Raw genomic sequence first — 18,986 nt, 5'->3', positions numbered from 1 at the left:
AAGCCTAAGATGAGGAGGTTCTATACTTGCATAAGCGCAGTGTGACCTTGAACAATCGTGTAGAGATTCCGTTGCTAGGGCTTGGAGTTTGGCAGGCTGGTAACGGCGAGGAATTGGAGCAAGCGATAGTTTGTGCTGCAGAGTGCGGGTATCGCAGTATTGATACCGCATCTGCATACGGTAATGAAGAAGGGGTAGGCCGGGCTATTCAGAAGTCTAGCATTCCACGCGAACAGTTCTTTGTCACCACGAAGCTGTGGAATAATGACCATGGTTACGATTCCACATTGAAGGCTTTTGAGAAGAGTCGTGAAAGGCTGGGATTGGATTATGTAGATTTATATTTGATCCATTGGCCGGTTATGGGGATGAATAAGGACACTTGGTGTGCAATGGAGCAGCTGTATGAAGAGGGGAAAGTGCGGGCGATCGGCGTCAGTAACTTTCTGGAGCACCACCTGTTGGAATTGATGGAGACGAGTCGCATTCAACCTGCAGTCAATCAAATCGAGTATCACCCGAGTCTAGCTTCCATTAACCTGCACCAATTCTGCAAACAGCACTTCATTCAGCTGGAGGCTTACAGTCCTTTAATGCGTGGCCGCTTGATGGATCATCCACTGTTGTTGAAGCTGGCTAGCCGGTACGGGAAAAGTGTAGCTCAGATCATATTGCGTTGGGTTGTGCAACAAGATATCGTAACGGTTCCTAAATCTATTTCCCCTGTTCGCATACGAGAAAATGCCGACATCTTCGACTTCGAACTAAGTGAGGAAGACATGGTACTTATGGCCGAATTGAACATTAATCAACGTGTTAGCGCTCACCCGGATCATAGGAATTTTTAAGATATGAACGATATTCCTAAGATTGGTTTCCGAAATACGTGGGCAGAAGTTTCACTACATGCCATTTCTCATAATGTTAGCTTATTCAGATCTCATCTACACAGCTCATGTCGTCTAATGGCTGTAGTGAAAGCCGATGGCTATGGGCATGGTGCCGTTGAGGTAGCACGAACAGCCATTCAGGCAGGTGCCCATTGGCTAGGTGTAGCCTTTCTCGACGAAGCCCTGGAGCTTAGAAAAGCTGGAATTGAACATCCTATCCTCGTTCTAGGATGTACCCCAACTCGTTCCTTAGAGATCGCTGTGACACATCGAATTTCGTTAACCGTTTTTTCCGAGCAAAGCTTAGATGAACTGATTGCGGTGACTGCACGATTAAGCCAGCCCGCACAAATTCATATCAAAGTGGACACGGGAATGTCCCGATTAGGCTGCACCAGCAAAGAAGAAGTATTGTCCCTAAGTCTTAAAGCGGTGTCTAGCCCCTATGTGCGTGTGGAGGGCATCTTTACTCATTTCGCAAATGCGGATAGTAAAAATTGCGCTCGAACCCGTCACCAATTTGAACGCTTCAGATCCGTTATCGACTATCTCGAACAACATCAAATTCAAATCCCTATTCAACACTGCTGTAACAGTGCCGCGACCATTCAATTTCCGGAGATGCATCTGGACATGGTGCGGGTAGGCATTAGCTTATACGGGTTATTACCCTCACATGAAGTCAAACATCCCTTAACCGATGAATTCCAGAAAGCAATGCAATTCAAATCATCTATATCATCCTTAAAAAAAGTGGGAACTGATGAATGGATCAGCTACGGGTGTACGGCGCGAACCGAGCAACAATCCCTGATTGCCACAATGCCTGCAGGTTATGCAGATGGACTTTCACGGCTTTTGTCTAATCAAGGATTTGTTCTTGTAAGGGGACAGCGGGTTCCCATTGTCGGACGTGTATGCATGGATCAAACGATGCTGGATGTAACTACTGTTGCGAATGTACAACTTGACGACGAGGTGGTCTTATTTGGTCAGTCGCAAGGAGCACATCTCTCCATTGATGAAATGGCTTCTTGGATCGACACGATCAATTATGAAGTTGTTTGCTCAGTAGGCAAAAGAGTTCCCCGTATTTATGAATGGGGCCCTCTGTTCTAGATCTCCCACAGCAAGCTTCATAGCGCAATGACTAAGATGGAAGGAGACTATTTAGATGAAAGCAGCTCTAATAGGAGCGGGCAGCAGAGGTATGTTCGCTTATGGCGCGTATGCGTCAAAACATCCCAACGAAATTCAATTTATCGCCGTTGCTGACCCGAATGAAGAGAAAAGAACTCATTTTGCAAAATTGCATGAAATCCCGTTAGAACAACAATATGTCCACTGGGATGATTTTCTTTCAAAACCGAAACAATGCGACACACTATTCATTTGTACGCAGGATGCGGATCACTATGAACCGGCTATGAAGGCCATGCAAGCAGGCTATGATATCGTCTTGGAAAAACCGATGTCGCCGGATCCACTCGAGACGCTTCGACTGGCGGAAGAAGCCGAACGATTGAATCGTGGACTTACGGTATGTCACGTGCTTAGATACGATCTCTATTTCAATACATTGAAGAAGCTGGTGGACCGGAAAGAAATCGGTGATATTGTATCCATTCAATGGAGTGAGAATATTGGATATTGGCATTTCGCGCACAGCTTTGTTAGAGGCAACTGGCGGAAGTCAAACTCTTCAAGCGCCATGATATTGGCCAAGTGCTGTCATGATCTCGATCTGCTTCAATGGCTGGCAGGGGGACAATGCGAGTCCGTCTCCTCCTTCGGGGACTTATCCTATTTTCATGAGCGCCATGCACCTGTAGGATCTACCGATCGTTGCACGGATGGTTGCCAGGTTGAGCATGAGTGTCCTTATTCCGCGCTCAAACTATATTACAATGATAGTAACAGCTGGCCTCAGGATGTGGTCTCGTTGCAGAACGATCTGCCGACCCGGTGGAAAGCGCTACAGGAAGGTCCATATGGCCGATGTGTGTTCCGCTGTGATAATGATGTTGTAGATCATCAGGCCGTTAATATGCAATTCGACAACGGGGTAACAGTCAGCTTCAATATTTCCGCCTTTTCAAGCGAAATCACGCGTACTTTCAAGATTATGGGCACATTGGGGGAAATTACGGGACATCGCAAAAGTGAAGAGTTAGAGATGGTCCTTTTCAACGGACACAGAGAGCGTATCGTGCCGGCCAGTGTGGATGGGGGACATGGCGGGGCGGATACCATGCTCATGCGGGAAATCGTTAGGCGTAATCACCATCAAAGCGGTCAGACTGAACCATCGCGGTCTTATGGCATGATTTCTGCTGAGAGCCACCTGATTGCCTTTGCTGCAGAACAGTCTCGTCTGACTGGGCAGACCATCCGAATGAAAGAGTTTGTAGAACAACTACGACGGCAAAACATAGGTGATATGGTGGATGGAGCGGGAGAAGGACTTCAGGTTGTTGGCACGGATAAGGAGCGGGAAGCATGGAAGAAAGAGAAATAAGCCTTAAGCTATTGCCTAACGAATATTGGTGGGGTGGGAGAGTGTCCGATGGACAGCACATGCCATATGCGGACCATGAGTTCCAGGCAAGCTTGAACGGCGATTTATTAGCCAACCAAGCTTGTCCGCTGCTCCTATCCAACAAAGGAAGGTATATTTGGAGCGAGGAACCATTCGACTTTTCCATTCAAGACAGAGTATTGAAGGTGAAGAGCGTCTGTGGTGCCTCACTCTATTACAGTGATCAGCATCTTGATCTTCGTGGAGCTTTTTTGGCGTCGTCGAAGACCCATTTCCCTCCTGCTGGCGTTATGCCGGAGCGTCTGCTGTTCACAGCCCCACAATATAACCTATGGATTGAACTTTTATACTCCCCTACCCAAGAGAAGGTATTACAATATGCACGGGATGTAGTGGAGATTGGGATGGACCCAGGAGTCATCATGATCGACGATAATTGGCATGAACCTTATGGGACATGGGAATTCCATTCCGGTCGATTCCCCGATCCGAAAGCGATGGTAGATGAACTGCATCGGATGGGATTTAAAATCATGCTGTGGGTTTGCCCATTTGTTAGCCCAGACAGCCTTACGTTCCGGCAATTGGAACCAACTGGATTTTTACTGAAGGATCATAGCGGTCAAATCGCAATTCGAAAATGGTGGAATGGGTATAGCGCCGTCCTCGACTGTACGCATCAAGGTGCGGTTGATTGGATCCATTTGAAATTACGTTTTCTGCAAGAGAAATATGGAATTGACGGCTTCAAATTCGATGCTGGGGATCCTAATTTCTACGAAGAAAGTGATTGGAGTGCTGCTCCATGTCATCCCAATGGTCATTGTGAAGCCTGGGCTCAAGTCGGTTTGCCCTATGCGTTGAATGAATTTCGAGCTTGCTGGAAGTTGGCAGGTAAACCATTGGTACAACGCTTAAAAGACAAGAAGCATTCCTGGGAGGTAGACGGCCTAGGGGCTTTGATTCCAGACGCGTTAGCTCAAGGCTTACTGGGCTACTCGTTTATATGCCCTGATATGATTGGTGGAGGCGAATATATCCAATTCACTTCAGTTGAACATAGCTTGGATGCGGAATTGTTTGTCCGTTATGCCCAGTGTTCGGCTCTGTTCCCGATGATGCAATTTTCCGCAGCTCCATGGCGGGTGTTAGATCCAGAGCATTTGGATTATTGCATGGATGCGGCCAAACTACATGTGAGGCTCGGTCCTGAGATTGTCGAAATTGCCGAGCATTCGGCAAGGAAGGGGGAACCGATTCTACGTCATTTAGCCTATGAATTTCCCGGTCAAGACTATGAACAAGTGTCGGATCAATTTCTGCTTGGCAGTCATTTGATGGCAGCTCCAATCGTGAATAAGGGACAACGTAGGCGCATCGTCTTCATTCCACCAGGGGAATGGCTGGGTGATGACGGTGTAAATGTAGTGGGTCCGACTAGGCTAGAAATTGATGTCCCTATTTCTCGACTGCCTTGGTATCGAAGAGTCGATTAAGCAAATCTTATTTATTGTTTAACCCAGCTTCGACCTTACTGAAGCTGGTTTATTTGCTTTTGTCCAGTGCAGACCTCTACTTAAATTGAGCCTACTTCTCAATGTCAACATTGGTATGGATTAGTAACAAATGATTTATTTCAGGTGTCGTAGGGCTAATTCTATAATTAAGGCGTCCAGTCTCGTAAACTTACATCTGAATGAAAGAGGAGAGAGGTCCCTTGAGACATGTTCCAGGCATTCCGCAATTGTACAGTCGAATATTCATTTTAGTTATGGTGGCTTTGTTACTCGCGCCTGCAAGTCCATTTCCATTCGCTGCGAAACCAGTTGCAGCCGAGGAACCCACTGCCGGCTCAGGAGCCGGTCTAGTCACGCAGGAGTGCGGCAATAAGCAAGCAGGGTGGATTTGGTGCGATGATTTTGAAAGCGACCGGTTGAGCTCGTACTTCGAATATCAGAACACGAGCAAGTTCGTGCGTGCGGATGGCGAAGGGGTATCCGGCTCTAAAGGGATGAAGGCGACCTGGTCGGCCGGCAGCAGCGATGCGGGCAACCTGAAGGTAGCGTTCGGTCGGACACCGGATGCCTATCTCAAGGCCGTTGACGAGGGGACCGAGAAGTACCGGGAGATCTATTGGCGGTTCTACGTGAAGAACGGCCCTACTTGGACAGTGAACGGGGCGCAGAAGCTGTCGCGAGCGACCATTATGGCAAGCGCGGACTGGAAGCAGGCCATGATCGGTCACATCTGGTCAGCTGCCCCGGACAACAATTACTTGTCGCAAGACCCGGCATCGGGGACCGATGCGGCAGGGACGCTGAAGACGACACAGTACAACGACTTCAACAACCTGCGCTGGCTTGGGAAGCTGCAAGGCAATGTACCGTTCTTCGCGACGGACATGAGGGACAAATGGCAGGCTGTAGAAGCGCATATCAAGCTCAACGATGCGGGACAGTCGAATGGCATATTCGAGTTCTGGGTGGACAATGTGCTGCAGGCTCAGCAAACGAATCTGAACTGGGTAGGCAACTACAGCGAGTATGGGATTAACACGATCATGCTGGAAAACTACAACAACTCGGCGCCGACAGCGTCAATGACACGTATGATCGACAATTTTGTAGTGAGCACACAGAAGATCGGACTGACGGTCGCGCGCCAAACGCCTACGGTCACGACGACTGCTTCCGTAAGCGAGTCAGTCTATGGCAGTGCGGTCACTTTGCAGACGGTAGTGGCATCGACATACGGCGGCGGAGCACCGACGCCAACTGGGACAGTCACTTTCTTGGACGGCGGCCAGCCGATCGGCAGCCCAGTGACGTTGGTGAACGGCACGGCGACATTGACGACAACCGATCTTGCCTTCGGTCGGCATAACATTACCGCCACGTACAACGGGGATACGCTGTATAACTCAGCATCGACGACAGCAACGGCATCGGTGCTAATTGTAACCGGTTACGGCTCAGGAGCCGGTCTAGTCACGCAGGAGTGTGGCAATAAGCAAGCGGGGTGGATTTGGTGCGATGATTTCGAAAGCGACCGGTTGAGCTCGTACTTCGAATATCAGAGCACAAGCAAGTTCGTGCGAGCGGATGGCGTAGGTGTATCCGGCTCTAAAGGGATGAAAGCGACATGGTCGGGCGGCAGCGGCGATGCGGGCAACCTGAAGGTAGCGTTCGGTCGGACACCGGATACCTATCTCAAGGCCGTTGACGAGGGGACCGAGAAATATCGTGAGGTCTACTGGCGGTTCTACGTAAAGAACGGTCCCAATTGGACGGTGAACGGGGCGCAGAAGCTGTCGCGGGCGACCATCATGGCAAGCGCGGACTGGAAGCAGGCGATGATCGGCCACATCTGGTCAGCTGCCCCAGACAACAATTACTTGTCGCAGGACCCGGCATCAGGGACCGATGCGGCAGGGACGCTGAAGACGACACAGTACAATGACTTCAACAACCTGCGCTGGCTAGGGAAGCTGCCAGGCAATGTGCCGTTCTTCGCGACGGACATGCGGGACAAATGGCAGGCTGTAGAAGCGCACATCAAGCTCAACGATGCGGGGCAGTCGAATGGCATCTTCGAGTTCTGGGTGGACGATGTGCTGCAGTCAAGACAAACGAATCTGAACTGGGTAGGCAACTACAGCGAGTATGGGATTAACACGATCATGCTGGAAAACTACAACAACTCGGCGCCGACAGCGTCAATGACACGTATGATCGACAATTTTGTAGTGAGCACACAGAAGATTGGACTGACGGTCGCGCGCCAGACGCCTACGGTCACGACCACAACTTCCGTAAGCGAGGCAGTCTACGGCAGTGCGGTCACTTTGCAGACGGTAGTGGCATCGACAAACGGCGGTGGAGCACCAACGCCAACAGGGACGATCACTTTCCTAGACGGTGGCCAGACGATCGGCAGCCCTGTGACGTTGGTGAACGGCACGGCGACGTTGACGACAACTAACCTTGCGTTGGGCCAACATAGCTTTACAGCTACATATAGTGGCGATGCACAATACTATTCAGCAGCCTCTGTGGGTCAGGCATCGGTGCTGATTAAGCAACAACCGCTCATACCTACTCAACCTCCTGGCATGACGATTACAAGTGTGTCCTCGGGTAATGGGCAGGGCAATGTGAATTTTGCCATTGTATCAGCGAACGGCAAGGGTTATAAGGTGTTTATAGCAAATAGCCAGGATGGAGGATTCGCCGAATACAGCAATATCAATTACAACGCCAAAGGCGCGCACATCAAGGGACTTACGAACGGAAAAACCTATTATGCGTATGTCGAATTTACAGATAATACGGGTACTATAAGAAGCAACACTGTTGAGATAAAACCGAGCAAGTAGGTTAACTGACAGTAAAATAAACCGCTCTATTTTAACTTTAGTGGTTAATTACGTTGCCTTTAATTTAAGTTTACAGTTAGGGCGGCTATAGATAGCCGTCCTTTTGTATTCCCTTACTCAGTCATTTGGAATCATCCCCGTATCTGGGCATTACTGATTGGTTTGGTTGGATTTATAATGATACTAATTGGATCAATTAATATATATATAAATTGCTCAACTAACGAGAAACGAATAGTTTGCTGTGAGGCAACTCTTTTAGTTCATTCAAGTAACGTGCAGTATAGCACGGTGTTAGTGCATAATTTGAGGAGCCATTAATAAAAGTTGAACGTTCCATAGGTATAAGCCGTGCCTCCAAATGGATGGTTATGCATAAAGTGACAGGGCAACCAACCATCCATGAGGGGAAGCGAATAACATGGTTTGTAAAAAGTTTTGTGTTCCTGTGACCACTAATCTAACACTTCGACAACGTCTTAGAAATTTTATTGGAAGGCAAGGTGTGGAGGTAGTCCACAAGACCAGAGGGAAATTTCTGGGTGTCATTAGGTCGGTGGGAAATACATTCTTGGTAATGACGCTTGGAGAAACTACAAGGAGCGTCAGACTGAGAATTTCAAATATTATTGATTATAATTTGCAGGAACTTGATGTTGCCATTGCACAAAAAATTATAAACAGACTCGCAATCGTATTCGCTAACTTTGCAATCAGAACAGCTGTATTTGTTCGTGTAGGTAAAGATTTCGTTGAAATAATACGGATAGATTCGGAGGACGAACCACAATTTACCGCCTATATAAGAGAAATTATCCCGTGCAATCAAGTGAACGGGATTGAGTGTATATTTAATAAATGCTTTGTCAACAAAAAACGCTCAACCAAGTGTAATTGCAAATAAATACTTTTACTTCGCTCAACTAACGGGTAACGATAGCTCAATACAAACGAAGAACGGCAGCCTGCATAAATGGCTGCCGTTTTCTCAACTAACGCGCAGATTAGTGCAAATAAAGGATATTATTGGTTTATTTGGAATATAGTTATAAACTGTATTTCGTATGAGGAGGATCCACTATGGAGCAAGTAGAAAAAAGAGGTAAATTGATCGGAATCGACGGAGTCTATATCCCTGTTACTAACCGAAAGAAGTCCGAAGAATGGTATATTGAGCACCTAGGGATGGAGCATGGCGGAGATTATTTGCTTGCCGGCAGACAGGAAGTATTCCTACGTGAGCGGTTAGATCAGCAGGTTTTATCCTTTCGCACAAGCGAGTGGCTGGCTGATGGCGAGAGTTATGAAATGCCTGTTGTCTGTTTTCGAACATCCGATATTAATGGATTATACGAGCATGTCCGTACGTTAGGTATTAGTATCGGGGATTTGATAGTACATAGCTGGTTTAGAGAATTCGATTTCTGTGACCCGGACGGAAATAAACTCAAAATATGGCAACCGAACGAGTAATTAAAGAGCCAAACCGAGAAACAAAGGCGGGGTTCATTAAACTAACGCAGAACTATAGTTGAACAAACTTAAAAAGGCTGCTGCGTGCAGCTATTGTGCTAACGGGCAGATTAGTTCAAACAAAAAGGGTATTGTTAGAGGGAGTTTAATAGTTAAATGATAAAGAAGAAATGGAAATTCAATGATTCAGAGAACACAGCAGTATTATCAATAAGAGAAGTTGTATTTAATAAAAATCCAATATTAGTTGTTCAGTTGTTATTCCATATTGAAAAACGATTAAGACGGGAGCGATAAATCACACCGATTTTTAACAGGGTTTTAAGAAAGTTGTTCGATGGCGCTCCATGTCTTCGGCACCACGGATGCCACATAGACGTTCCCAGCCAAGGCATATTTCTGCGCCACCCGCAGTACCTCATCTGCGGTCACCGCCTCTACTTTGGCTACGAAAGCATCAACATCAAACTCCAGTCCATACAGTGTGCTATAACTCAGAGAATCATTTTGAGTGAGCACATCATCCATACCGATTACCAGCTGTCCGGTCAAACAGGCAATGGCGCGGCGGAGCTCCGCAGCACTGACGAGAGTTGTCTCCAGATCCGCCAGGTGCTTAAACAGAATTTTTGTTGCCCCGTTTACGTACGTTGCCGACAGTCCCATATATCCCAAAAGGTAGCCGTGGTCATGAAAAGACTCGTAATCCACATCGACCGCATACGCGAGTCCCTTTTCTTCACGAATCTCATCATACAAACGAGAAGACGCATTTCCATGCGCTCCTAAAATCGTGGCAATAACTTCAAGCGCCGGCTCATCGCCGCTCCCGTAACCTGCTACCGGAATTGCCCATGAAATATGCGCCTGTTTGACGCTGCGTTTGACAACCGCCTCTTTTTGCTGCAGATCATATTCACGCCTCTCCTGCTCGGCACGATCCTTCGGCTGATGAACTTTTAGGCGTTCCAAATAGGAGAGCACCGCAAATTTATCAAAATTGCCCGTCGCTACAAAGATCACAGCGCCTGTGTGATAGTGCGCGTTATAAAACTGAAGGAGATGTGAGTGCCGGATCTTCCGCACGCTTTTCTTAGTACCCAGAAGCGAGCTTCGCTTCAACAGACCTTCGAGCACCTCGCCGGAAACCGAAGACGGTTGATCGGCATACATATGAATTTCTTCGATGATGACCTGCTTTTCTTTTTCGATTTCTTCTTCCGGGAGCGCCGGCTGCCAAAAAAAGTCCGATAGAAGGTCCAGCGCCTCCATGCCGTACTTGCTTTGCACCTGGATATAGTACTTGGTTTCATCCTCCGAGGTATAGGCATTGGGAAGCGTACCGAGGTCCGCGGCATCCTGGTTAATCTTTTTTGCCGTTTTCGTGGCGCTGCCTTTAAAGAGCATATGTTCGAGAAAATGAGCAGTCCCGGCAGGAACGCCTACTTCCATGTTACATCCTGCTTTAATCGCGTAGGCAAAGACCGCACTGCGCGAAGACGAATCTGGCTTCAGCACGACTTGTAAATGATTTTTTAATGTCATGATCTCCATGCGCAGATCCCCCTTTACTTTTTGCATTATGAATTTTCCGGAGGGAAACCTTCGTATCTGGCTTCCGTGCTAATATATATCTATATTACACTATTTTGGGTCATACCTGTAGGAGCGTTGGTATGTTCGAGTCGAATGAGGAAATCAGGATCATGCACTCTTCAATATAGATGTTACAAACGAAAAGGATAAGGAACTACTCGAAATATAGAGTCTGTATTAATAAAATGTACCTTGAAACAGGACAATTAATTGAGGATATTACTAAGTGTTATAAAGGAAGGATTCATGAATTCCAAACTGATTATGAGCGTTTTTGGGTTATTTAAAGATATGATGAAGTTATCAGGAGAGTGCTTGTCCGTTATAGGGCATTTGTAAATGATGTATTAGAGCAATCAACGGATTGCTTTATTATCCTTAAGGATAGGAGAACTCCATGAAAACGGGCTGCAGCGCAGCCTATTAAGCTAAAGGGCAGGTTAGTTTAATGCTTGTATGCCAATAATGGCTGTAATAAGGAGTTGATATTATGAGCAAAATTGTAGTCGAATTTGATATTACATGTGGGAATGAGAAGGAGAGTTTATTCATACATCTCACCAAAATAAAGGAATTTCCACCAGAAACTACGTTGGGTGAATTAGAAAGCGTAATTACAGAGATGATAGGGTATGAAAACTCCAAAAGGAATCACTTACCAAAAAAAATGATTAACGGGAAAACTGAAGTTCAATCACGACATGACGGCAGCCGGCACACGATCCGCTGCCGTTGTCTGTTGAAGTAACGGGCAGGATAGTTCCATTTGATGGTATAATTTGAAGGGAGGTTAACTAAAGAACGAATCGAGGAGGATGTTAAAATGAGGCTAGGAATGCCTACTTTGGTTGAATATACATCCATATTTGAGAATGTTCAATTGTGTAAAACACTCGGATTGAACTTTATCGAATTGAATATGAATCTTCCTATATGCGTACCAGAAAAATTAAGTTTTTCGGAACTAAGATATTTTAGAGAACAATTCGAATTAGATTTTACTATACATCTCCCTGAAGAAATGGATTTATCCTCATTTCACCCTTCAATAAGACAGGGGCATTTAGAACGCTGTAAACAAACAATGGAATGGGCTAATTTATCAGGCATAAAAACACTGAACATGCACTTGAATAAAGGAGTTTATTTCACCCTCCCACAAAAAAAGGTCTGGATTAATGAACAGAATGAATCAGAATTTCTAGAATTACTTTATGAATCTTATCTTGAACTTTATCATTTAGCTAATTCTTTTGAAGTTGAACTCTGTATTGAGAATACTGGGAATTTTCATATTCCTTTTATTCGTAAGGCTCTTGATAAATTAAGTGTTTTTGATAATTTCTACCTTACCTGGGATGTCGGTCACGATGCAGTTGCAGGTTTTGAAGAAGAGCCAATCTTCATACATTTTATTAATCGTATCAGACATATGCACCTACACGATTTTAATGGTAAGTCAGACCATCAATCTTTATATTCAGGAATCGTACCGTTAAACAAGAGATTAGCTTTTGCTCAGAAGAATGATTTGTCTGTGGTAATAGAAGTTAAAACAAGCGAGTCATTATCTGAATCAGTAAATAATCTCAAGAAAAATGGTTTTTTCAACTAACGGAAAACGTTAGTTAAACATTTGAAGGGCTGCCGCTTGGCAGCCTTTCTTTCCGCTAACGGGCAGTAGAGCTTGGTGGTAGCAAGCTGTTTAGGTTTTACTATTAGGTGTGTTCCAGCAACAAATATACGGATAAACGCGTATTATATATGGGTATTATTGTAAAGAAAGGGGTTTTGAGTGATGAGTAAAATACCTATTGATAAATTTGCTTCTTATCCTGGATTTCTTGCTTCGGCTATTACAATTGTCTTGTTTATTGTCATTAGAATTGAAAATGGGTCAGACATAGGAGGACTTGCGGCAATATTGATTCCTGCGGGCTTACTTTCAATAATCTCATCAGTTACTCAAAAGGCAATTTTTATGTACATTAGTCTGCTTCTGAGTTTACCTCTTGTTTCTTTGTGGAAACCAAACATGGGAAGTATAGGTCTTCTTGCGATAATTCCAATGTTTATTTTACTTGCAGCAATACTAATGACTTATTTATTTATTCGAAACAGAATTCTAAAACCACGATAAATACCTATATCTTTGTTCGTTAAACTAACGGGAAACTTTACTTAAATAGGGATCGCCGGCTGTCGCGCAGTCAGACGATCCCTATTTTACTGTGTAACAGGCAGGATAGTTTAATAACTTCACGAATACTTCAAATGTTGGAGAATTTGTGAAGTGCGTAAACAGAAGGTTATATAAAAGCCTGGCAAACCATGGTTCTTATAAATCAAGAAGAGAATTCGTTTAAAGACCATAATGAGGAGTTATTATGATTAAATATATAAGAAGAGACATGATTTATTATTTACAAGCTCATCAGAATAAGAATAATCAAACCTTACATTACTTTGCTTTTATGTGTGGATTTCTAGGTTGGATATTTCTATTTATTAATTTGTGGATTACTTTGATTTTGGCAATTGCACATTATGTATTGTCTTGGATAGGACATTTTTACTTTGAAGGGAATCGCCCAGCATCATTTAGATATCCGTTCATAGGGTTCTATGTGGGATTTACTTGGTTTTTTATAAGAACCTATGAAATCATTGCAAGAAAAGAAATACTAAAAATATATTTTGATAAATAATAAATGGAACACCTAACCGCATCGCGGCCGGTAGACCCTTCCCCCTAAAATAGGATCTATCTAAGGGGGAAGAAACGATTAAACACAACATTTTAAAAAGTATCTCAAGAAGGCATTGGCATCAGATAACCCTGTACTCATCCTTCGGGCTAGCCCCCACGGTCTGCACGAGGAATTTCGGGGAAGATGAGTCAGGCACAACTCAGCACCAACTAACAGAATTGCATCATTAAGCTAACGGATAACGTTAGTTCAATAACAACAAGAGAAGGCAGCCGACCTAATGATCGGTTGCCTTTTCTCAGCTAACGGGCAGTTTGTGATGCAGGTACTAGAAGAAAATAGTACTAATTAATTAACCCCAAATACTGTATAGTTCTGTTGTAAGAAAGAATTAAGACAGGAAAAATTTACTGGGGAGTGAAGTTATTGAATAATAATTCTCATCCGATTATGACTAATTTATTCTACATTCAGTGTGTAACATTTCTTATTCTAAATGTGATAATTGGAATGTTTTCAGTAACTGTTTTTATCTTAGGATTTACCTTTATATTTCATTTTATGGGACCGTCACCAACTGAGTTGGAATGGTTTATATGTTTAGTTATATGGTCTGGATATATTATTTGTTGTCTTTGCTTAAATATTTTTTTTCAAAGGGATGAGTACTGGTTTTCGGTGGGGGATGTTTATATTGGGGATATGTATTATAACAATTAGTGGAATTTTATTTGGTGGAACAGTAGCTGAACAATTTTCATTTTGAATCGAAATTGAATACCATGCTAACTGCTACGCTAACGGCGAACGATAGTTGAGGGGTTTGCTCGCGGCAGCTCCTCTTTTGTTTATTAAAGTAACGGGTAGATTACTTCCAATATACGGTATATTTAGATGAGGGATTTGAACAAGGGAGGTGCTATGTTGAGGGAAGTAAAGCATTTGGTTAAGAGTCCTTCAAGGATTGGAACCATTATAGGCATGATTGCTATTATATGTAGTCAATCTATTCTTGTAGTGAGATCATGGGATCATAAAAGTGTATACTACGCTTCGTTAACGGTGATTCTTCTGTGTTTAGTTGTACTGTTACTCGCATTGTACAGAACATTCTTCAAGAAACCAACCGAGTTATGCTTATCCAATGACCAAATCATATTAAATGGAATTTTAATTAATTCGGTGGATATTAAAGTGATAATGACTAAGGGATACTTTAAACCTGCAATCGGGATTTTACCTCACAGGAGGAAGATTGTCCCATTAGATATGGCATTTAGGTATTCAAGGGATGAAGATAAAGGTATCACGGATTTAAAGAATTGGGCAAATATGAACAATGTAAAGATGGTCAATAAATCGTTTCAAACGTGGATATAAATATACTTCTTAGCACGATTTGGTACAATTATTTTCTTTTACTATTAACCAAAGGGTAACATGCTTGTGCGTTACGCTAACGCAGAACGATAGTTAAGGGGCTTGCCACGCGGCAGCTCCTTTTTTTGTTTATTAAAGTAACAGGCGGGATTATTCAATAAATGGACTGAGCAATTAATAGGGATGATTTACAATTTTATGGTAAAATAGATTCTGGGGTGAACAATAATGTTTACAATCATATTTTATGGATTGGTTATTATTGGAGTAATTACGATGGTTTTTACGACAATTGTTGGAATTACTGTGAAACCCAAACTATGTTGGTTAACAGGTATTTTGTGGTATATTGCAAGTTTTTTAGGCAGTATGTCAATTGGGCTATATCTGCTTGTTTTTCCTTTTACCTTATGGACGTTGGCATTTGCCCATACCTTTCGTTTGATTAAAAAACCTTCAAATACTGGATTCGTTATAGTTATTGGCATATTATTTTGGATTGTTAGTATTACAATTTTTGATGATTACTGGTTGTTTTTCCCTTTTGCTTGGCTTTTAGGATAAACAACTATCTATATCATAAAAGAAGTTAAGCTGCTATAGCGAATTGGAGGCCATCATTTGAAAAAGCCCTTTGATGAAAAAGCCTTGCCTCTCGATATAAGAAAGCACTATAAAGAAAACAGGAATGTACCTTCTAACATCTTAGCTTATTTGGAGGAACGCTATCATGATGAACAGTTGGGGAATATGCAACTCGCACTTTTTTCAGCTTCATAGAAATTGAATGCGCGACCACAGTTTATGTGGATGAAGTGGGAGAGGTCTTGAAAAAGGCTTGGGCAAGACTTGAAAGGTTTTCTGATTCTCCTCAAGTTGCCTCTTTCCTAAGAAAGTTAGAAAAGCTTGAGGGTCTGGAAAAGCGACGTAGAAATCGACTGGACAAGTTGCTAACGATGGATTTCGATTCATTGGACCTGAGTGGAAAAAAGGATCCTTACCTAAAACAACTTCCTTGTGAATTTCCAGGCTATCTTGGGTACGTGACCAGTTTTGCGGAAGTAAGCCTGCAATATGGCTATTTGGATATATGCGATAAGTTGGTGCCCCTTTTGAAAAAGAAAAAGCTGCCAATTCCGTCAAAGGTGAAAGCGCACTACGGAGGGTGATTAAACTAACGGATAACTATAGCTCAATTTTGTGAAAAGGACTCTTTATGGGGTTTTTATACACCAAATTTGAGTTCGTTTTATGTTGTTATTAATTATCGAATGCAAATTATGCAAGTAAACATTATGTGGAAAGATGCCGGCCAACCTGTCACCGGCCTAGTGCTTGTTCTAATTACAGGTTACTAAACCGAGGGACGGGCAGTTATGCGAGGCAACTAATGAAACTACGTTTTTCGTTATTTTTCGCTTCCATCTATTTGCTATCTATTTTTTCAGACATTGTTGTAATAAGTACTTCAAAACTTATATTTGTCTCCCAACAGCAGAAAATGAGGGGGATTTGGTAGAATGATTTAAACGAAGATAACTCTGCTCATGTAATAAAATTCACACTTCTTTGTTAAGATTCATACTGGACAAAGCAGGAATCCTATCATATTGTTTTCGTGGGATATACTGAGAAAGAAGGGTGTGCCATGTGGAGCCGGATAAAGCCGAAGAAGATGTATTTAAATATATTTATGTATTCCTGCATTGCAGTCAGCTTACTAACCATAGTGTTCACCGTGTTTCTGAGCCAGCAGTTCGCTAAAAGCGCAATGGATGAAATGGATAAGTCCAACCAGGTGAAAATTAATCAAATCGTTAAAACTTCGGAATTTACCCTGCAGAAAATACGCCAGTTTGCGCTAAGAATCTATTCGGATCAAAGTATTGCGCTCTGGATGAACATGGAAAAGGACAATTATTCCCCCTTGACATTGGATAAAGCAGCGACGAGTGTAAGGGAATTTATGAGCAGTGAGCCTTTCATTCGAGGCATTTATTTAATTAACTTTAATATTGATCAAATCTACACTTCTGAATCGAGCATCTATACGACAAAGAATTTTTATGACCAATCGATGTTGGACTACATTAAGAATCAAAAAACGCCGTATCTGCAGTATGTTAACCATGAAGTGGGAGGAGAATCGTTTCTTGCACTTGTCGTACCAGCTGCCGGACCTAATCAGAACTATCAGGGATTTGTTGCAATTCTGTTCAGTAAACCATTGTTGAATGAGAACATGCTGCAGATTTCAGTAGATGATCCTAATAAAATTTATATTGAAGGCAAAAATAAAGAGTTCATCCTGGGGAATACGGACCCTGCGTTAACCAAAGCGTTAATGGAAATAGATAAATCAGCAGCAGACGAGGGTTGGAAATGGAAGTCTGTCAATGAAACCTGGTCCATTCAGTCAGAACGGTTCCCTGTAGAAGGATGGAATATATATCACATGACGCCGATCTCCTTATGGCAAGCAAAGGTTGCTAAGATTCGTATCCAAATTATTGGTTCTTCGATCTTTATGCTGTTAGCCTTGCTGTTATATTTGTTTTGGCAATCATACCGCAGCTTAAAGCCTCTTAGTGACTTGGTAGCACAAATACGAAGCAAGCTAGGCAAGGAACATGCTATCCTACAAGCAGCATCAAATGCGGGCAATGAAATGGCATGGATTCATTCCGGTTTCCATTCGCTTGTGGAGAAGATCGAACAATTGGATTCTTCGATCAAGAGCAGCAAAGCTCTGGTGAAAGATGATTTCTTGCGTCAATGGATTCTTAATTCGAAGTCATCCAAACCAATTGAAGAGTTTATTAGGAACCAAACGCAAATTCTCGAAACGGGATCATTCCGTATGGCGGTCATTCGTCTGGAATCGTACGGACGCTTCGAAGAACAGTTTGACTTTGCTTCGCGCAAATTATTGCGCTTTGCATTAGGGAATATTATGGTCGAAGTTCTTTCGAATCACGGGTTTGTTGCGGAAACAGTCGATTTCGGCTCTGATCACATTGTGGCGCTCATTTCTTTGCCTATTTCAGAGGAAGAAATGGCACTAGCAATAGGAGCGATGGATGACGTAAAGGTTCAGATCAGTCGATGGCTTAAGCTGGAAGTGCATGCAGCTGTCAGTTCCGTGCTTGATGTTGAGGAGAATCTGCAGATTATCTATAACCAGCTTTACGAACTGACGTTAATGGGATTCATTAATCATGAGGATAGGGTGTTTACTTCTGATGATTTGGAACGATATGAGCGAGGCAAAGACAGTGATCTCGATGAAGCATTGCTGAAACAGGTTATTCAATCTGTTCAGCTTAAGAATGATAAAGCACTTGAGGGGTATTTGGATCACCTCACCTTGCATATGCAGGAACTAAGCTATCAGGAATGCAAACTGCAGTTGACTCACATCATTTATTCCATCATGAAAAGCTTCAAAAATTATAAAACATTTCAAGGGATGAAGAGTATCCATTCTTTTCTGGAACAATTCGCCACCTTAGGTGAAGTGAAAGCGTGGCTGTACCAGGTGATGCTGCAGACCATAGAACAGAACCGCAAGAAGAATGCCTCGAGCCGAAAGGATGAGGTCGCTGCGGAGATGATTGAATATGTACGCAATCATCTTCACAATCCGATGCTTTCCGTGGATGACATTGCCGCGCATGTATCCATGTCTGTGAACTATGCCAGACAAATATTCAAGGATCAGTTTAATTGCTCATTATCCGATTATATTACAGACCAACGGATCGAGCATGTCATCAAGCTGCTTACAACGACCGATTGGACCGTTGCAGATATAACGGAACAGTCCGGATTTCAAACCAAGAGCACCTTCTTTGCGGCATTCAAGCGAGCGACCGGGATGACGCCGAACCAATACCGTTTGGGAAAAACATGATTTAGAGCATTGAAATTCGTACTCTGATTGTTGGGCAATTGATACTCCCCCCTTTATAACATTTCATACCGATTGATAGATACCGGACTGTACGGAAGCTGAACAATCC

At 43.4% G+C, this 18,986-nt stretch carries 15 protein-coding genes; 14 read left to right on the top strand and 1 reads right to left on the bottom strand.

Annotated elements, in window-relative coordinates:
- The first annotated feature begins 26 nt into the window (after nt 1-26).
- The 6 genes from AC58QG_RS02535 to AC58QG_RS02510 all read left to right on the top strand — a co-directional run bounded on the left by AC58QG_RS02535 (nt 27) and on the right by AC58QG_RS02510 (nt 9,277).
- On the top strand, nt 27-848 hold the full coding sequence (locus AC58QG_RS02535) for an aldo/keto reductase (RefSeq protein ID WP_497360453.1): 822 nt from the start codon (nt 27-29) through the stop codon (nt 846-848).
- Between the two features lie 3 nt (nt 849-851).
- Complete coding sequence (gene alr, locus AC58QG_RS02530) at nt 852-2,009, top strand: alanine racemase (protein ID WP_497360451.1); 1,158 nt, start codon at nt 852-854, stop codon at nt 2,007-2,009.
- Between the two features lie 55 nt (nt 2,010-2,064).
- The gene (locus tag AC58QG_RS02525) at nt 2,065-3,408 is read left to right on the top strand and encodes a Gfo/Idh/MocA family protein (RefSeq protein ID WP_497360449.1); all 1,344 of its coding nucleotides are present in this window, start codon (nt 2,065-2,067) and stop codon (nt 3,406-3,408) included.
- A complete protein-coding gene (locus tag AC58QG_RS02520) occupies nt 3,390-4,925 on the top strand; it encodes a glycoside hydrolase family 31 protein (protein WP_497360447.1) in 1,536 nt (511 codons plus the stop codon). Before AC58QG_RS02525 ends, AC58QG_RS02520 begins: the two co-directional genes overlap by 19 nt.
- Before the next feature lie 221 nt (nt 4,926-5,146).
- Nucleotides 5,147-7,804: an Ig-like domain-containing protein gene (locus AC58QG_RS02515; protein WP_497360445.1), complete on the top strand. Its 2,658-nt coding sequence runs from the start codon at nt 5,147-5,149 to the stop codon at nt 7,802-7,804.
- A gap of 1,080 nt (nt 7,805-8,884) precedes the next feature.
- Nucleotides 8,885-9,277 carry a VOC family protein gene (locus AC58QG_RS02510; protein ID WP_497360443.1) on the top strand — a complete coding sequence of 131 codons (393 nt, stop codon included), beginning with the start codon at nt 8,885-8,887 and terminating at the stop codon, nt 9,275-9,277.
- Nucleotides 9,278-9,598: 321 nt separating this feature from the next.
- Here AC58QG_RS02510 and AC58QG_RS02505 read toward each other — a convergent pair whose 3' ends face one another.
- The gene (locus AC58QG_RS02505) at nt 9,599-10,831 is read right to left on the bottom strand and encodes a M16 family metallopeptidase (protein WP_497360441.1); all 1,233 of its coding nucleotides are present in this window, start codon (nt 10,829-10,831) and stop codon (nt 9,599-9,601) included.
- Between the two features lie 532 nt (nt 10,832-11,363).
- Between AC58QG_RS02505 and AC58QG_RS02500 the strand changes: the two genes are divergently transcribed.
- The 8 genes from AC58QG_RS02500 (at nt 11,364) to AC58QG_RS02465 (ending at nt 18,877) form a co-directional block, all read left to right on the top strand.
- Nucleotides 11,364-11,621, top strand: a complete 258-nt coding sequence (locus tag AC58QG_RS02500; protein WP_497360439.1) for a hypothetical protein — start codon at nt 11,364-11,366, stop codon at nt 11,619-11,621.
- A 75-nt stretch (nt 11,622-11,696) separates the two neighbouring features.
- Complete coding sequence (locus AC58QG_RS02495) at nt 11,697-12,488, top strand: sugar phosphate isomerase/epimerase family protein (RefSeq protein WP_497360437.1); 792 nt, start codon at nt 11,697-11,699, stop codon at nt 12,486-12,488.
- A 183-nt stretch (nt 12,489-12,671) separates the two neighbouring features.
- The gene (locus tag AC58QG_RS02490) at nt 12,672-13,013 is read left to right on the top strand and encodes a hypothetical protein (RefSeq protein ID WP_497360435.1); all 342 of its coding nucleotides are present in this window, start codon (nt 12,672-12,674) and stop codon (nt 13,011-13,013) included.
- 247 nt (nt 13,014-13,260) lie between these two features.
- Nucleotides 13,261-13,581 (top strand): Mpo1-like protein, encoded by a 321-nt coding sequence (locus tag AC58QG_RS02485; RefSeq protein WP_497360433.1) that lies wholly within the window; start codon nt 13,261-13,263, stop codon nt 13,579-13,581.
- Between the two features lie 1,611 nt (nt 13,582-15,192).
- A complete protein-coding gene (locus AC58QG_RS02480) occupies nt 15,193-15,528 on the top strand; it encodes a hypothetical protein (protein WP_497360431.1) in 336 nt (111 codons plus the stop codon).
- A gap of 57 nt (nt 15,529-15,585) precedes the next feature.
- Nucleotides 15,586-15,744: a hypothetical protein gene (locus tag AC58QG_RS02475; protein ID WP_497360429.1), complete on the top strand. Its 159-nt coding sequence runs from the start codon at nt 15,586-15,588 to the stop codon at nt 15,742-15,744.
- Between the two features lie 26 nt (nt 15,745-15,770).
- Nucleotides 15,771-16,133 (top strand): hypothetical protein, encoded by a 363-nt coding sequence (locus AC58QG_RS02470; protein WP_497360427.1) that lies wholly within the window; start codon nt 15,771-15,773, stop codon nt 16,131-16,133.
- Nucleotides 16,134-16,612: 479 nt separating this feature from the next.
- The gene (locus tag AC58QG_RS02465) at nt 16,613-18,877 is read left to right on the top strand and encodes an AraC family transcriptional regulator (RefSeq protein WP_497360425.1); all 2,265 of its coding nucleotides are present in this window, start codon (nt 16,613-16,615) and stop codon (nt 18,875-18,877) included.
- Nucleotides 18,878-18,986: the final 109 nt, after the last annotated feature.

The sequence above is a fragment of the Paenibacillus sp. J22P169 genome, assembly GCF_059691995.1.
This window is presented reverse-complemented; position numbering and strand designations above follow the sequence as displayed.

Bases quoted from the DNA above. Each gene is read 5' to 3' on its own strand.
- alr (WP_497360451.1), top strand. From the start codon at position 852: ATGAACGATATTCCTAAGATTGGTTTCCGAAATACGTGGGCAGAAGTT.
- AC58QG_RS02525 (WP_497360449.1), top strand. From the start codon at position 2,065: ATGAAAGCAGCTCTAATAGGAGCGGGCAGCAGAGGTATGTTCGCTTAT.
- AC58QG_RS02520 (WP_497360447.1), top strand. From the start codon at position 3,390: ATGGAAGAAAGAGAAATAAGCCTTAAGCTATTGCCTAACGAATATTGG.
- AC58QG_RS02510 (WP_497360443.1), top strand. From the start codon at position 8,885: ATGGAGCAAGTAGAAAAAAGAGGTAAATTGATCGGAATCGACGGAGTC.
- AC58QG_RS02505 (WP_497360441.1), bottom strand. From the start codon at position 10,831: ATGGAGATCATGACATTAAAAAATCATTTACAAGTCGTGCTGAAGCCA.
- AC58QG_RS02500 (WP_497360439.1), top strand. From the start codon at position 11,364: ATGAGCAAAATTGTAGTCGAATTTGATATTACATGTGGGAATGAGAAG.
- AC58QG_RS02495 (WP_497360437.1), top strand. From the start codon at position 11,697: ATGAGGCTAGGAATGCCTACTTTGGTTGAATATACATCCATATTTGAG.
- AC58QG_RS02490 (WP_497360435.1), top strand. From the start codon at position 12,672: ATGAGTAAAATACCTATTGATAAATTTGCTTCTTATCCTGGATTTCTT.
- AC58QG_RS02485 (WP_497360433.1), top strand. From the start codon at position 13,261: ATGATTAAATATATAAGAAGAGACATGATTTATTATTTACAAGCTCAT.
- AC58QG_RS02480 (WP_497360431.1), top strand. From the start codon at position 15,193: ATGTTTACAATCATATTTTATGGATTGGTTATTATTGGAGTAATTACG.
- AC58QG_RS02465 (WP_497360425.1), top strand. From the start codon at position 16,613: ATGTGGAGCCGGATAAAGCCGAAGAAGATGTATTTAAATATATTTATG.